Genomic DNA, 13,934 nt, shown 5'->3' on the forward strand with positions numbered 1-13,934 from the left:
CCGTCCCGACGGGGCGGCCCGCTCAGTCGTGCACGGGGCGGGTGCGGGCCGTCGGGGCCCCCGCGCCGGGCGAGGGGCGGGCGCGGGAGCGCAGGACGCCGGCCGTGAGGAGGGCCTGCGCCGCGACATAGGTCAGCATGACCCAGAGGCCGGCGGCGGGCGGTTGGCGCCACTCGGCGACTCCGGTGGCGATGAGGGTGTCGGAGAGCAGGAAGAGCGCGCCGCCCGCGCCCGCGAGGGGCCCGAGGGCGCTCGCCCGGCAGGCCATGGCGGCCAGGAGCAGGCTGTAGAGGGCGACGGGGACGCGTAGGTCGGCGGGGAGGTCCGGCCAGAGCAGGGCGAGCGTCAGGACGAGCAGGAGGCCGTAGGCCACCGCCAGGCCGGGGCGGGTACGGCGGCGGCCGAACAGCGTCAGGTAGCAGACGTGACCGGCGGCGAAGCAGCCCATGCCCGCGAGGAACGCCGTGTCGGCCGAGGAGAGCAGGAAGACGTCCCCGCCCCAGCCGAGGAGCAGTGCGGCGACGAGCGTCCGGGGGCCGCCACGGGCCACCACGTACGCCGCGAGCAGCGGCATCAGCAGGGGTTTGGCGAGGAGTTGACCGGTGCGGGAGTCGGCGGCGACAGCCGTCAGCTCGGCGGCGGAGGCCACCGCGAAGGCCACCAGGAGCGGCTTCGCGGACCGGCCGCTCACTCGGGCTGCCAGCCGGGTCCCCGGAAGACCCGTCCGGCCCGTTCGCGCCAGTCGCGGGAGGCCCGTACGTCGCGGGCGATGGCGACGTACTCGTGGGTGGCGACCCGGAGCGGGTTGTAGGTCTCTATGTTCTTGGTGAGTCCGAAGACGGGCCGCTCGGTCTCGGCGGCGAAGGAGCCGAAGAGACGGTCCCAGACGATGAGGATCCCGCCGAAGTTGCGGTCCAGGTAGCCGCCCTGGGAGGCGTGGTGCACCCGGTGGTGCGAGGGCGTGTTCAGCGTGTACTCGAAGGGCCGGGGCAGCTTGTCGATCCGCTCGGTGTGCACCCAGAACTGGTAGACGAGGTTCACCGACGAGCAGAAGGCGAGCGCCGCCGGATGCGCCCCGAGCAGGATGAACGGCAGATAGAACGGCCAGACCGTCAGGGAGGTCCAGGGCTGGCGGAGCGCGGTGCTGAGGTTGAACTTCCGGCTGGAGTGGTGCACCACGTGGCAGGCCCAGAGGATCCGGACGACATGGTGGCCGCGGTGCGACCAGTAGTAGAGGAAGTCCTGCGCGAGCAGCATCAGCGGGACCGTCCACCACAGGAGCGGGACACGCAGGGGCGTCAGCTCGTACGCCGCCGTGTAGACGGCGACGACGGGGATCTTCCACAGGAGGTCGAAGCCGAGGCTGCCGAGCCCCATGGAGAGGCTGGTGGCGGCGTCCTTGCCCGAGTACCCGGCGGCGTCCTCGTCGGGACGGAGCCGGTAGCTCACCACTTCGACCAGGGTGAGCAGGACGAACGCGGGGATCGACCAGAGGACGACATCGGGCAGGTTCTGCGGCATGCCAGCACGGTAGGGCCGGGCGCGCGGGCCCGGCTAGATGTTGTTACCGACAAGTAAATGAGGTGGGCTGTCAGCCGATTTTGGTGACTTCCACCAACGGGTGACCGGACGGTCCGTCAACACCGTTTGCGCGCGGGCGGGGCGACGGCAGGTCAGAGGCGCGTCACGGACTGTCAGTCGTGGCCCGTATTCTCTGTGACCATGCTCGACGACCCCGCGACTTCAGCGATGTGGCCGGCCGCGTACCCCCAGGGATACGCGGTCGTCGACGTGGAGACCACCGGACTTGCCCGCGACGACCGGATAGTGTCCGCGGCGGTGTACCGGCTGGACGCGCGGGGCGAGGTGGAGGACCACTGGTACACGCTGGTCAACCCCGAGCGCGATCCGGGGCCCGTCTGGATCCATGGACTGACGGCCGAAGTGCTGGCGGGCGCCCCGCTGTTCGGCGAGGTCGCGCGGGAGTTCTCCGAGCGGCTCGCGGACCGGGTGCTGGTCGCGCACAACGCCGCCTTCGACTGGTCGATGATCGCCCGGGAGTACGCCCGCGCGCGGGCGACCGTGCCGACGCGTCAGCGGCTCTGCACGATCGCGCTCGCCAGAGAGCTCCGACTGCCGCTGCCCAACCACAAGTTGGCCACGCTCGCCGAGCACTTCGGTGTCGCCCAGCGCCAGGCGCACCACGCGCTGGACGACGCGCGGGTGCTCGCGGAGGCGTTCCGGCCGAGCCTGCACGCGGCGGCGCGGGACGGCATGGAGCTGCCGCTGCTCGAATGCCGGCCGCTCACGGAGTGGTCGGACGCCCCGGCGAAGCCGCTGATCGGCCATCAGCCGACGCACCGTCCGGCGACCTGGCGGCCCTCGCGCAGGCTGCCGCCCTGTCCGTATCCGAACCCCGGGCGGTACGAGAGCGACAAGCCCCTCGCGCAGGGGATGCGGGTGGCCTTCTCGGGTGACACCTCGGTCGACCGGGAGCTGCTGGAGGACCGGGCCGTCGAGGCGGGGCTGCACGTGGCCACCAGCGTGTCGCGGAAGACGAGTCTGCTCGTGACGAACGATCCGCGCTCGACGACGTCCAAGGCGGTCAAGGCGGCGGAGTACGGCACACCGGTCGTCGACGAGGCCGCCTTCACACATCTGCTGCGCGACGTGGCGCCCGCCCGGCCGGTGCCCGCGCCCCGGGCAGACGGGTGATTGCCCCGCGACTCGCCTGCCGTCCGCTCGCACAGCGCGCCGCCGCGTCCCAACCTGTGGCGCATGGCACGTTGCGAAGTCTGCGGAAACGAGTACGGCATGTCCTTCGAGGTGCACGCGCAGGGCGCGGTGCACGTCTTCGACTGCTTCTCCTGCGCCATCCACCGCATGGCGCCCGTCTGTGAACACTGCCGCGTCCAGATCATCGGCCAGGGCGTCGAGGTCGGGGGGCAGTGGTTCTGCGGGGCCCACTGCGCCCGCGCCGAGGGAAAGGCGGGCATCGTCGACCGGGTGTGACGGCCGTCGGACAGGTGTACGGCCGGGCGTACCGGCGCCCGGCCGGCGGGGCGGGGCGCCGGCCGGGCGGCCGGACCCGCTGCCGGGCGGGACGGACCCGCCGGGTACCGTCGGAGGCGTGTACCGGTTCCTCTTGTCGCGTCAGTGGGTGATTCTCACCCTGCTCGCCCTCCTCCTCGTCCCCGTGATGATCGAGCTCGGCTTCTGGCAGCTGCACCGGCACGAACACCGGGTGGCGCAGAACGCGCTGATCGCGGGCAACCTCAAGGCGAAGCCGGTCCCCGTGACCGAGCTCACCTCCCCCGGCCACACCGTGCCGCGTGCCGACTACTGGCGGCGGGTCGAGGCCACCGGCACCTTCGACACCGCCGACGAGGTCGTCGTACGCCGGCGGACCAACTCCGACGAGACCGTCGGGTTCCATGTCCTGACCCCGCTCGTCCTCGGCGACGGCCGCGCGGTCCTCGTCAACCGGGGCTGGATCCCCTTCGGGGCCGACCAGCGCTCCTTCCCCGACATCCCGGCGGCGCCCAGGGGCGAGGTCACCGTCACCGGCCGTCTCAAGGCCGACGAGACGACCGGTACCAGCGGCATCAAGGAGCTGAGCGACCTCCCGGACCGCCAGGTCATGCTGATCAACAGCGAGCAGCAGGCCAGGTCCCTCGGCCGGACCGTCCTCGGCGGCTACATCGAGCAGACCGCCCCCGCGGCGGCCGGCGGGAGCCCGCGGCAGATCCCCGAGCCCGACTCCGGATCCATCGGGCCGCACATGGCGTACGCCGTGCAGTGGTGGCTGTTCACCGCCGGCGTGCCCGTGGGCTGGGTCGTTCTCGTACGGCGCGAAAGGCGCGACCGCGCGGTGAGCGCCGCCCGGAGCGCCCCCGAGCGCGCGACGGCCGCCGCATAACGCGCCTGTCCTGCGGGAACAGGGCAGAAGTGACCCAACGCATCGAGGACTACGCCCTCATCGGCGACTTGCAGACCGCGGCTCTTGTCGGCATGAACGGCTCGATCGACTGGTTGTGCCTGCCACGCTTCGACTCGGCCGCCTGCTTCGCGACCCTGCTCGGCAACAAGGAGAACGGCCACTGGCTGCTCGCCCCCCGGAACGCGAGCCGGTGCACCAGCCGCCGGTACGTGGGCGATTCGCTGGTGCTGGAGAGCCTCTGGGAGACCAGGGGCGGCACGGTGAAGGTCACCGACTTCATGCCGCAGCGCGATGTCGCGCCCGATGTCGTCCGCATCGTGGAGGGCGTCAGCGGCTCGGTGGAGATGAGCGCGACGCTGCGGCTGCGCTTCGACTACGGCTCCATCGTGCCGTGGGTGCGCAGGACCGACGGCCAGCGGGTCGCCGTCGCCGGGCCGGACTCGGTGTGGCTGCGGAGCGTCTCGCGGGCGCGGCCCTCCGACGGTGAACCGGCGCCGGACGAGGGGCCGTTGGTCAAGACGTGGGGGCAGGAGTTCAGCACCTGCTCGTCGTTCACCGTCGGCGCCGGGGAGCAGGTCGCCTTCGTCCTGACCTGGCATCCCTCGCATCTGCCGCGCCCCGATCTGACCGACCCCTTCGAGGCGTTGGAGCACAGCACGGAGGACTGGGAGGAGTGGGCGGCGCTCTGTACGTACAAGGGGCCCTACCGCGACGCGGTCCTGCGCTCCCTGCTCACGCTGAAGGCGCTCACCTACGCGCCGACGGGCGGCATCGTGGCGGCGCCCACGACCTCGCTCCCCGAGGAGCTGGGAGGCGTACGGAACTGGGACTACCGCTACAGCTGGCTGCGTGACTCGGCCCTCGTCCTCAACGCCCTGCTCAGCGCCGGCTATGTGGACGAGGCCAGGGCGTGGCGCGACTGGCTGCTGCGGGCGGTCGCCGGGGACCCGTCCGACCTTCAGATCATGTACGGGGTCGCGGGCGAACGGCGGCTGCCGGAGAGGGAGTTGCCGTGGCTCAACGGCTACGCGGGCTCCCGCCCGGTCCGGATCGGGAACGAGGCGGTCGAACAGCTCCAACTCGACGTGTACGGCGAGGTCATCGACTCCCTGCACGTGGCGCGGAGCGTGGGCCTGCCGGGGCAGCCGCACGCGTGGGACCTCCAACTGGCCCTGCTGGGCTTCCTGGAGTCGAAGTGGCGTGAGCCGGACGAGGGGCTGTGGGAGGTGCGCGGGCCCCGGCAGCACTTCGTGCACTCCAAGGTGATGGCGTGGGTCGCCGCCGACCGGGCGGTGAAGACGCTGGAGGCCGATCCCTCGCTGCGCGGCGATGTGAACCGGTGGCGGACGATGCGCGACGAGGTCCACCGGGAGGTGTGCGAGAAGGGATTCGACCCGGTTCGCAACACTTTCACCCAGTCGTACGGCTCCACGGAGCTGGACGCCGCCACACTTCTGATCCCGCGGTTCGGTTTTCTGCCACCGGACGATCCCCGGGTCGTGGGGACGGTCGACGCGGTGCGGGCGGAGCTCGGCCCGGACGGACTGGTGCGCCGCTACAGTACCGAGGGGGCGTCGATCGACGGACTGCCGGGCGGCGAAGGAACGTTTCTCGTCTGCTCGTTCTGGCTGGCCGACGCCCTGCTGATGACCGGCCGCCGTCGGGAGGCGACTCAGCTCTTCGAGCGGCTTCTCGCCCTGCGCAACGATGTCGGCCTCCTCGCCGAGGAGTACGATCCGGCGATCGGCCGGCAACTGGGCAACTTCCCGCAGGCGTTCAGCCATATCGGTCTCGTGGGGACGGCCCTCGCCCTGGCCCAGGGGGACGAGGCAGGATAGGGGCCATGGATCTTGGACTGAGGGACCGCGTCTACATCGTCACCGGCGCGTCCCGGGGACTGGGGCGCGCGTCCGCCGAGGCGCTGGCCGCGGACGGCGCGAAGGTGGTCGTCACCGGGCGCGACGAGAAGTCCGTCGGCGAGGCGGCGGACGCGATCGGCCGGAACGCCTTCGGGGTGGTCGCGGACAACGCCGACCCCGGTGTCGCGGAGCGCCTGATCGCCGTGGCGCGTCAGCGGTTCGGCGGCTTCGACGGGATCCTGATCAGCGTCGGCGGACCGGCGCCGGGGCTGGCGCTGGACACGACGGACGAGCAGTGGCTCGCCTCCTTCGACTCGGTGTTCCTCGGCGCGGTACGCCTCGCGCGCAGGGCGGCGACGGAGCTCGGCGAGGGCGGGGTCATAGGTCTCGTCCTGTCGGGCTCGGTCTACGAACCGATCCGCGGTCTCACCATCTCCAACGGACTGCGGCCGGGCCTGGCGGGGTTCGCGAAGTCGCTCGCCGGCGAGGTGGGGCCGCGCGGCATCCGCGTGGTCGGCCTGCTGCCGGCCCGGATCGACACGGACCGGGTGCGGGAGCTGGACGCGCTCGCCGGGGACCCGGCGGCGGCACGCGCGGCGCACGAGGCCCGCATACCGCTGCGGCGTTACGGCACGCCGGACGAGTTCGGGCGTACGGCGGCGTTCATGCTCTCGCCGGCGGCGTCGTATCTGACGGGCGTGATGCTCCCGGTGGACGGCGGCACCCGCCACGGGTACTGAACCGACCGGTCACGGCGGCGGGTGAGGGGCAGAGCCCCGGCTCCGGAAAGGGGCGCACCCCCTCATGTCACGCGCCGCGCCCGGTGCTTCGAGGCCCGCAGCCTCGCCTCCGTCGGCAGCGCGGCCAGCCCCGCCGAGTCCCGGGCGTGCGCCACCGCCTCCTCCGTCAGCTCCTCCAGCGCCCGTCCCGGCGCCGCGTGCGGCTCCAGCAGCAGCCGTACCCGCGCCTCCGGCGCGGTGCGCCGGCCCGTCAGCCGGACCTGGGCCCGGGACACACCGTGCTGCGCCTCGGCCTCGCTCTGCAGGACGTTCTCCAGCGCCCGTCCCCTCAGCAGCGCGCCCTCGCCGTTGCCGCTCTCGACCAGCACCTCCCCCAGGCGCGAGCGCCGCAGCTGGGACAGCAGCCACCACAGGGTCAGCAGCACCAGGACCGTGAGCACCGCGATGACCACCGGCCACCACCAGCTCTGGCCGCTCCAGCGGTCCCGGTCCGCGTCGGTCAGCAGCACGTCGTGGCGGCCCGAGTAGGGCCACCAGGACGGTACGGACACGCCGAGCCCCGTCGCGAAGACCCCGCCGCCCACGCAGAGCAGCGCCAGCCCGACCAGACCCAGCAGGACACGGTTGACGACCCTGAGCATCCCGTCATCCCTTCTTCGGCCGGCGCACCCGCACGGAGAGCCCCGGCGGATCGACAAGGCCCAGTTCGCCGATGCCGGCACCCAGCGCGGTGTCGAGATCGGCGCGTACGTCGTCGAGTTCGCGGAAGTGGGAGATGGCCCGCACGCGGACCTTGGAGCGGCGGGCCCGTACCCGTGCGGACTGCACACCGGCGACTTCGAGCGCCCGGTCGCGCAGGATCAGCGCCACCGCCTCCCGGTCGAGCCCGGCCCGTACGCGCGAGGGTCCGCGCCGCATCGGCAGCACCTGGCGCATGCCCGGTGTCAGGGCGAGGACGATCAGCCAGACGCCGACGGCCGCGGCGGCACTGGAGCCGACCAGGACCCAGGTGTTGTCCAGGGGCACGGTGGCGAGCCGATCGGCCAGCCAGCGGCGCCAGTACATGGCGGGGTGTTCGGCGCGTACGGCCGATACGTCGTACAGCACCAGACCCGCCGCGCCGGCCAGCACCGCCGCGACCACCGCGGCCGGGATCCGGCGCCCGGCCCAGAAACGGCCGGTCCCGTGGTCCTCGTCCCCGTCGCCCTCGCCCTCGCCCTTCGCCAGGGTCGGCCGTCGCGGTTCGTACCGCGACGCTGAGGACGACTGGTCCAGCTCGACCATGTCCTCGCGGACAGCGCCCGGGGAGCGCTCGGTCCCCTCGCCCTGCGGCTCGCTCATGTGATCCTCCCCTGTGCCGCGCGGGTGTGGACGGAGTGGAGCCGTTCGACCCTGACCACCACCTCGGGCACGTCCATCCCCGCCAGGGCGTGTACCCGCTGGACGACCCGGTGACGCACCGCGCCGCACTGGGCGCCGATGTCGGAGGGGTAGTCCAGCTCGACACCGATCCGTACCCGCGCCACGTCGTGGTCGACCACGACGCCCGCGTGCGGCGCCGCACCGCCCTCCGGTACGCCTCCCAGCGCCTCCCGGGCCGCCTGCGCGGCGATCTTCGAGACGACCCGGTCGGCGATCGTGGTCGCCCCGCGCTCCTCAGCCACCACCCGCTCACCGGCCACGGGCGGTCACCGCCGACGTTCGTTGCGGTCCCGACCCCGGAAGAGGTCACCCGCTTCCAGATCGCCGTCGAGGAATCGGCCGGCCACGAACCCCACCGCGCCCAACGCGGCCACCAGCAGAAAGGCTCCGAACCCGCCGAAATATCCGGCGAACGCCAGAGCCATGCCGGCCAACAGGCCGACCAACGCCATGTTCATCGAGTGACTCCTCTTCGGTCTTCGAACCGGCCGTTACTGGAGCCGTGACTCGGGCTCTTCGTCCTCTTCGTCGGGCAGCTTCACATCGCTGACGGCGATGTTGACCTCGACAACCTCAAGGCCCGTCATCCGTTCCACGGCGGAGATCACGTTCTCCCGCACATCGCGCGCGACGTCCGAGATCGACACGCCGTAGTCGACGACAATCTCCAGATCGAGGGCGGTCTGCACCTCGCCGACCTCCGCCTTCACCCCGCGTGAGACGGACTTGGTGCTCCCGGGGACCCGGTCGCGTACGGCGCCGAAGGTACGGGACATACCGCTGCCCATCGCGTGGACGCCGAGCACGTCACGCGCGGCGAGGCCGGCGATCTTCTCGACGACCCCGTCGGCGATGGTGGTCCGGCCGCGGACGGCCGGGTCGCCGCCACCCCTTCTCGCGGGGGACTTCCGCTGGTCGTCGGACGGCGTCTTGGCGGCGGGGTCGGACTGGTTGCGCTGTGCGGTATCGGACATAGCGATTCGCCCCTTTCCGGGCGCTGATGGACTCGTTGTACACATTAGGGCGCCTTGCCCGGTCTCGCGCCGGGAATGCGGCAGTCTGGGGCCATGACGACTGGGCAGGACGCGAACGATGGGGACGGCTGGACGGCGGCCGTACGCGAACGGCTCGACCTCGGGCGGCTGCTCCCGCTCGGCGACGCGGCCGACGGGGCCTGGCTGGCCGAGCGGGCGGCGACGACGGCACTGCGGCGTACGGCGGCGGGGGTCCCCGGCGCGGTTCTCGGGCGGCTGAGGGTCGCTCTGGCCGATCCCGGCTCGGCGGAGCAACCCGCCGTACCACCGCCGCCCAGCGCGCTGCCGCCCGGCCTTCTCCGTATCGAGGGGGACTTCGCCGCGGTCGCGGGCGAGCCCCTGCCGGACGTGGCGGAACGGCTGCGTACGGCCCTGTACGCGTACGCGGTGGACCGGCTCGGCCTGCGGGTGGGCGAGGTCGATCTGCGGGTGACGGCGCTGCTCGACAGGGAGCCGGATTCGGCTCCCGGGGGCGGGGCCGGCGATTCGGTGGGGGCCGCTGAGCCCTTCGGGTCAATCCCCGTCGTCCCGAGGGGCACGGCGGCGGTCGTCGCGGCAAAGGTACCGGGGGTGGCTCATCTGTCGGGGTCGCTCGGCGCCGCGGTGCTCGTGACCACGGGCCATGTCCGGGTCGAGCTGGCGACGGCGCCGGGCCGGCACCCGTCGGAGGTGGTACGCGCGGTGAGCCGGGCGGTCTCGGCCTCGCTGCCGAGTCACCCGACGGTGGCCGTGATCGTCACGGCGGTGGACGCGACGGACGGGCAGGCCCAGCGGGGACCCCGGTGACCGAGGTCCCCTCGGCTCGGCGCGCACACCCGAATGACCGAGCCTAGATTGGCAGAAGGGGGGAAACCGGCCGCGGCGAGTCGTCTCGTGGCTCGTCCCGCGGAACCGTCATACGCGTCCGAGAGGGGACCTTTGCCATGTCCAAGGTGCTTTTCATCGTGAGCGGAGCCACCTACTGGGTGTTGAACGACGGCACCAGGTACGCGACGGGCTACTGGGCCGAGGAGTTCGCGAACCCGTACAAGATACTGACGGACGCCGGCCACGAGGTCGTCGTCGCGACGCCGAACGGCGTGACCCCGAACGTCGACATGATGAGTCTGCGTCCCGAGATGGTCGGCGGAAACGACAGTGCCCTCGAACTGGAGGCCGTCATCCGTTCCGCGGAGGTGATGCGCCGGCCGCTGCTGCTGTCGGACGTCCGCCTGGAGGACTACGACGCGGTGTACCTGCCGGGCGGTCACGGTCCGATGGCGGACCTGGCGTGGGACGCCGATGTCGGCCGGCTGCTGACCCGGCAACTGGCCTCGGGTGACCCGCTGTTCATCGTCTGTCACGCTCCGGCCTCGATGCTGGCCACCAGGATCCACGGCAAGTCGCCGTTCGAGGGCTTCAACATCACCTGCTTCGCCAACGAGGAGGAGGAAGGCGTGGGGCTCGCCTCCAGGGCGCCGTGGCTGCTGGAGACCGACGTGCAGGAGAAGGTCGGGGTCAACTACAGCCGCGGCCCGATCTGGGAGCCGTACATGGTCGAGGACCGCAATCTGGTCACCGGGCAGAACCCGGCCTCGGCCGCGGTGCTGGGAGACCGGATGCTGGCCATCCTCAAGTGACGGGTGTTCCGGGCCACCGAGGATCCGGATCCGCCGGGTGGGGCCTAGTCGCCGATGCCCGCCAGGTCCCGCAGGCGGCGCGCCTGGGCCGCGCGCTCGGCGGCGCGCTGTTCGTCGTACGTACGTGACGAGGCGCCCAGCAGCAGCGCCTTCGTCTCGATGGTCGCGTCGCGCGGCGCGGCGAGCAGCGCCGCGGTCAGGTCGCGCACCGCCCCGTCGAGTTCCGCCGGCTCCACCACCAGATTGGCCAGACCGGTGCGCTCGGCCTCCTCCGCCTGGACGAAGCGGCCCGTCGCGCAGATCTCCAGCGCGCGGGCCTGCCCGACGAGGCCGACGAGGGAATGTGTGCCGCCGAGGTCGGGGACGAGGCCGAGACCGGTCTCGCGCATGGCGAACTGTACGTCCGACGCGACCACGCGCAGGTCACAGGCGAGCGCGAGCTGGAATCCGGCGCCAATGGCATGCCCCTGGACAGCGGCGATCGACATGAGGTCGGCCCGGCGCCACCAGGTGAAGGCGGACTGGTACTCGGCGATGGCCGCGTCCAGCTCCGTGTCGGAACGGCGCGCCAGCTCCGGGAAGGAAGGTTCACCGTCGAAGCCCTCGGGGCTGAACGCCTGCCGGTCGAGGCCCGCGGAGAAGGACTTGCCCTCGCCACGCAGCACGACGACCCGCACGCTGCCCGGCAGTGCCTGCCCGGCTTCCGTCAACGCCCGCCACAGAGCGGGAGACTGAGCGTTGCGCTTGGCCGGGTTGGTCAGGGTCACGACGGCAACCGCGTCCTCGACGGTGAGCCGTACGCCGTCCTTGTCGAGTACGGGATCGATCGAAGTCATGGGGTGCCTCCGGTTCGGTGCAGTCGGTCAGCAGGGTCTGCTGGGCTACTGCACAGTAACCACCCGGTCGACCGCGACGACCGGCCGGGTGGTCACCGGCGGAACCGGTGGCCGGAGAAGCTGTACGCGGTCGTCAGGCCGAGGCCTTCTTGCCGCGTGTCGCTCCGCCGCGTCCCCGCAGCGTGACTCCGGATTCACTGAGCATCCGGTGGACGAATCCGTAGGACCGGCCCGTTTCCTCGGCCAGCGCCCGGATACTCGCACCGGAGTCGTACTTCTTCTTCAGGTCTGCCGCGAGCTTGTCGCGCGCGGGGCCGGTTACCCGGCTGCCCTTCTTCAGAGTCTCGGCCACCCGTGCCTCCTCATGGAAGTGCGCTCTGGACTTCTCATGATCACCCCTCGGGCCGCTCCTGGCCACCCATTCAGCAAGGTTCGCACCACAAGCTTCGGCGGAGCGCAGCATTCGAACACGAACGGAATTGCTACTTCCAGAGCGGCATACGTAGCCCCATCACCGAAGACGCCCAAGAAATCGCAGGTCAGACCAGGTGCGCCGGAAAGCTGATCCAACTGGTCATGGAACGGCTTGATCGTCGCCGCGCCACGCCAAAGTACGAGACGCACTCACTCAGATGATGGATCACCGCTGAGCCGAATGATCCATACGGAGTGGATCACGCCTTGTGCCCGGTCAGGCCAGCGCCACCAGATCCGCATAGTCGGCGCCCCACAGGTCCTCGACACCGTCGGGCAGCAGGATGATCCGTTCGGGTTCGAGCGCCTGGACGGCACCCTCGTCGTGCGTGACGAGGATGACCGCGCCCTTGTACGTGCGCAGCGCGCCCAGGATCTCCTCACGGCTGGCCGGGTCGAGGTTGTTCGTGGGCTCGTCCAGGAGCAGCACGTTGGCCGACGAGACCACCAGGGTCGCGAGGGCGAGACGGGTCTTCTCGCCGCCGGACAGGACCCCGGCCGGCTTGTCCACGTCGTCCCCGGAGAAGAGGAAGGAGCCGAGGGTCTTGCGGACCTCGACCAGGTCCAGGTCCGGGGCGGAGGACCGCATGTTCTCCAGGACCGAGCGCTCGGGGTCGAGCGTCTCGTGCTCCTGCGCGTAGTAGCCGAGCTTGAGGCCGTGGCCCGGGGTGACCTCACCGGTGTCGGGCTTCTCCACCCCGGCGAGCAGCCTCAGCAGCGTCGTCTTGCCCGCGCCGTTGAGGCCGAGGATGACGACGCGCGAGCCCTTGTCGATGGCGAGGTCGACGTCGGTGAAGATCTCCAGGGATCCGTACGACTTCGACAGTCCCTCGGCGGTCAGCGGCGTCTTGCCGCACGGCGCCGGGTCGGGGAAGCGCAGCTTGGCGACCTTGTCCGACTGGCGTACCGCCTCCAGGCCCGACAGCAGGCGCTCGGCGCGGCGGGCCATGTTCTGCGCGGCGACGGTCTTGGTGGCCTTGGCGCGCATCTTGTCGGCCTGCGAGTTGAGGGTCGCGGCCTTCTTCTCCGCGTTGGCGCGCTCACGCTTGCGGCGCTTCTCGTCGGACTCGCGCTGCTGCTGGTAGAGCTTCCAGCCCATGTTGTAGACGTCGATCTGGGAGCGGTTGGCGTCCAGGTAGAAGACCTTGTTGACGACTGTCTCGACGAGGTCGACGTCGTGGGAGATGACGATGAAGCCGCCGCGGTAGGTCTTGAGGTAGTCCCGGAGCCAGACGATGGAGTCGGCGTCGAGGTGGTTCGTCGGCTCGTCGAGCAGCAGGGTGTCAGCGTCCGAGAAGAGGATGCGGGCCAGCTCGACGCGGCGGCGCTGGCCGCCGGAGAGCGTATGGAGGGGCTGGCCGAGGACCCGGTCGGGCAGGCCGAGCGCGGCGGCGATGGTGGCGGCCTCGGACTCGGCGGCGTAACCGCCCTTGGTCAGGAACTCCGTCTCCAGGCGCTCGTACTTCTTCATGGCCTTCTCGCGGGTGGCGCCCTTGCCGTTCGCCATCCGGTCCTCGTTCTCGCGCATCTTCTTCAGGACGGAGTCGAGGTCCCGGGCGGAGAGGATGCGGTCGCGGGCGAGGGTGTCGAGGTCGCCCGTGCGCGGGTCCTGGGGCAGATAGCCGACCTCGCCGGAGCGGGTGATGGTGCCGGCGGCGGGGATGCCCTCACCCGCGAGGCACTTGGTGAGAGTGGTCTTGCCGGCTCCGTTGCGGCCGACGAGGCCGACGCGGTCGCCCTTGGCGATACGGAAGGAGGCTGACTCGATGAGGACGCGAGCGCCGGCGCGCAGCTCGACACCGGTGGCGGTGATCACGGAAAAACTCCAGGGCGGGTATGGACGGCGGAAGGGCGGGCGGAGGGGATTCTTCGACGCCGGCTAATGCACAAGGAGAAATGCCATGCGGTCGAGTCTACCGGGGCCGCACAACTGCTTTACGCCTCACGGGGTCCCCCGGGAGCATGCGGCCGGGCTGCGTTGTCGGTGGCCGGTGCCAGACTGGGGGAACT

The 13,934-nt window shown here is 71.4% G+C and carries 17 protein-coding genes; 7 read left to right on the forward strand and 10 right to left on the reverse strand.

What is annotated here, in order from left to right; translation table 11 throughout:
- Positions 1 to 22: 22 nt before the first annotated feature.
- Both ACFWU9_RS16695 and ACFWU9_RS16700 read right to left on the reverse strand, forming a co-directional pair.
- Entirely contained in the window at positions 23 to 691 is a 669-nt protein-coding gene (locus tag ACFWU9_RS16695) for a lysoplasmalogenase (RefSeq protein ID WP_384318883.1), read from the reverse strand.
- On the reverse strand, positions 688 to 1,521 hold the full coding sequence (locus tag ACFWU9_RS16700) for a sterol desaturase family protein (protein ID WP_384318885.1): 834 nt from the start codon (positions 1,519 to 1,521) through the stop codon (positions 688 to 690). Before ACFWU9_RS16700 ends, ACFWU9_RS16695 begins: the two co-directional genes overlap by 4 nt.
- Before the next feature lie 195 nt (positions 1,522 to 1,716).
- On the opposite strand from ACFWU9_RS16700, the gene ACFWU9_RS16705 reads away from it, so the two are divergent.
- The 5 genes from ACFWU9_RS16705 (at position 1,717) to ACFWU9_RS16725 (ending at position 6,539) form a co-directional block, all read left to right on the forward strand.
- Positions 1,717 to 2,715: a DEDDh family exonuclease gene (locus tag ACFWU9_RS16705; protein WP_384318887.1), complete on the forward strand. Its 999-nt coding sequence runs from the start codon at positions 1,717 to 1,719 to the stop codon at positions 2,713 to 2,715.
- 63 nt (positions 2,716 to 2,778) lie between these two features.
- A complete protein-coding gene (locus tag ACFWU9_RS16710) occupies positions 2,779 to 3,012 on the forward strand; it encodes a hypothetical protein (RefSeq protein WP_384318889.1) in 234 nt (77 codons plus the stop codon).
- Between the two features lie 118 nt (positions 3,013 to 3,130).
- On the forward strand, positions 3,131 to 3,919 hold the full coding sequence (locus ACFWU9_RS16715; RefSeq protein WP_384318891.1) for an SURF1 family protein: 789 nt from the start codon (positions 3,131 to 3,133) through the stop codon (positions 3,917 to 3,919).
- Positions 3,920 to 3,948: 29 nt separating this feature from the next.
- Positions 3,949 to 5,778 (forward strand): glycoside hydrolase family 15 protein, encoded by a 1,830-nt coding sequence (locus ACFWU9_RS16720; RefSeq protein WP_384318893.1) that lies wholly within the window; start codon positions 3,949 to 3,951, stop codon positions 5,776 to 5,778.
- 5 nt (positions 5,779 to 5,783) lie between these two features.
- The gene (locus tag ACFWU9_RS16725) at positions 5,784 to 6,539 is read left to right on the forward strand and encodes an SDR family oxidoreductase (protein WP_384318895.1); all 756 of its coding nucleotides are present in this window, start codon (positions 5,784 to 5,786) and stop codon (positions 6,537 to 6,539) included.
- A gap of 62 nt (positions 6,540 to 6,601) precedes the next feature.
- Here ACFWU9_RS16725 and amaP read toward each other — a convergent pair whose 3' ends face one another.
- The 5 genes from amaP to ACFWU9_RS16750 are packed head-to-tail and all read right to left on the reverse strand — an operon-like array spanning position 6,602 to position 8,935.
- Positions 6,602 to 7,180: an alkaline shock response membrane anchor protein AmaP gene (gene amaP, locus ACFWU9_RS16730; protein ID WP_384318897.1), complete on the reverse strand. Its 579-nt coding sequence runs from the start codon at positions 7,178 to 7,180 to the stop codon at positions 6,602 to 6,604.
- A 4-nt stretch (positions 7,181 to 7,184) separates the two neighbouring features.
- The gene (locus ACFWU9_RS16735) at positions 7,185 to 7,880 is read right to left on the reverse strand and encodes a DUF6286 domain-containing protein (RefSeq protein ID WP_384318899.1); all 696 of its coding nucleotides are present in this window, start codon (positions 7,878 to 7,880) and stop codon (positions 7,185 to 7,187) included.
- Positions 7,877 to 8,203 (reverse strand): hypothetical protein, encoded by a 327-nt coding sequence (locus ACFWU9_RS16740; RefSeq protein WP_384318901.1) that lies wholly within the window; start codon positions 8,201 to 8,203, stop codon positions 7,877 to 7,879. Before ACFWU9_RS16740 ends, ACFWU9_RS16735 begins: the two co-directional genes overlap by 4 nt.
- Positions 8,204 to 8,227: 24 nt before the next feature.
- Positions 8,228 to 8,419 (reverse strand): hypothetical protein, encoded by a 192-nt coding sequence (locus ACFWU9_RS16745; RefSeq protein ID WP_384318903.1) that lies wholly within the window; start codon positions 8,417 to 8,419, stop codon positions 8,228 to 8,230.
- 33 nt (positions 8,420 to 8,452) lie between these two features.
- Complete coding sequence (locus ACFWU9_RS16750) at positions 8,453 to 8,935, reverse strand: Asp23/Gls24 family envelope stress response protein (RefSeq protein ID WP_384318905.1); 483 nt, start codon at positions 8,933 to 8,935, stop codon at positions 8,453 to 8,455.
- A 93-nt stretch (positions 8,936 to 9,028) separates the two neighbouring features.
- Here ACFWU9_RS16750 and ACFWU9_RS16755 point away from each other — a divergent pair, with 93 nt between their 5' ends.
- Together ACFWU9_RS16755 and ACFWU9_RS16760 are read left to right on the forward strand one after the other, a co-directional pair.
- On the forward strand, positions 9,029 to 9,781 hold the full coding sequence (locus ACFWU9_RS16755; RefSeq protein WP_384318906.1) for a hypothetical protein: 753 nt from the start codon (positions 9,029 to 9,031) through the stop codon (positions 9,779 to 9,781).
- Positions 9,782 to 9,918: 137 nt separating this feature from the next.
- Entirely contained in the window at positions 9,919 to 10,614 is a 696-nt protein-coding gene (locus ACFWU9_RS16760) for a type 1 glutamine amidotransferase domain-containing protein (protein WP_384318908.1), read from the forward strand.
- 44 nt (positions 10,615 to 10,658) lie between these two features.
- Here ACFWU9_RS16760 and ACFWU9_RS16765 read toward each other — a convergent pair whose 3' ends face one another.
- From ACFWU9_RS16765 to ACFWU9_RS16775, 3 genes are all read right to left on the reverse strand, one after another.
- Positions 10,659 to 11,450, reverse strand: coding sequence for an enoyl-CoA hydratase/isomerase family protein (locus tag ACFWU9_RS16765; protein WP_384318910.1), 792 nt, complete (start codon positions 11,448 to 11,450; stop codon positions 10,659 to 10,661).
- A gap of 133 nt (positions 11,451 to 11,583) precedes the next feature.
- Positions 11,584 to 11,802 (reverse strand): helix-turn-helix domain-containing protein, encoded by a 219-nt coding sequence (locus ACFWU9_RS16770; protein WP_023542602.1) that lies wholly within the window; start codon positions 11,800 to 11,802, stop codon positions 11,584 to 11,586.
- A 339-nt stretch (positions 11,803 to 12,141) separates the two neighbouring features.
- Entirely contained in the window at positions 12,142 to 13,740 is a 1,599-nt protein-coding gene (locus ACFWU9_RS16775; protein ID WP_384318912.1) for an ABC-F family ATP-binding cassette domain-containing protein, read from the reverse strand.
- Positions 13,741 to 13,934 lie beyond the last annotated feature (194 nt).

Source organism: Streptomyces sp. NPDC058653, from assembly GCF_042716895.1.
Classification (GTDB): domain Bacteria; phylum Actinomycetota; class Actinomycetes; order Streptomycetales; family Streptomycetaceae; genus Streptomyces.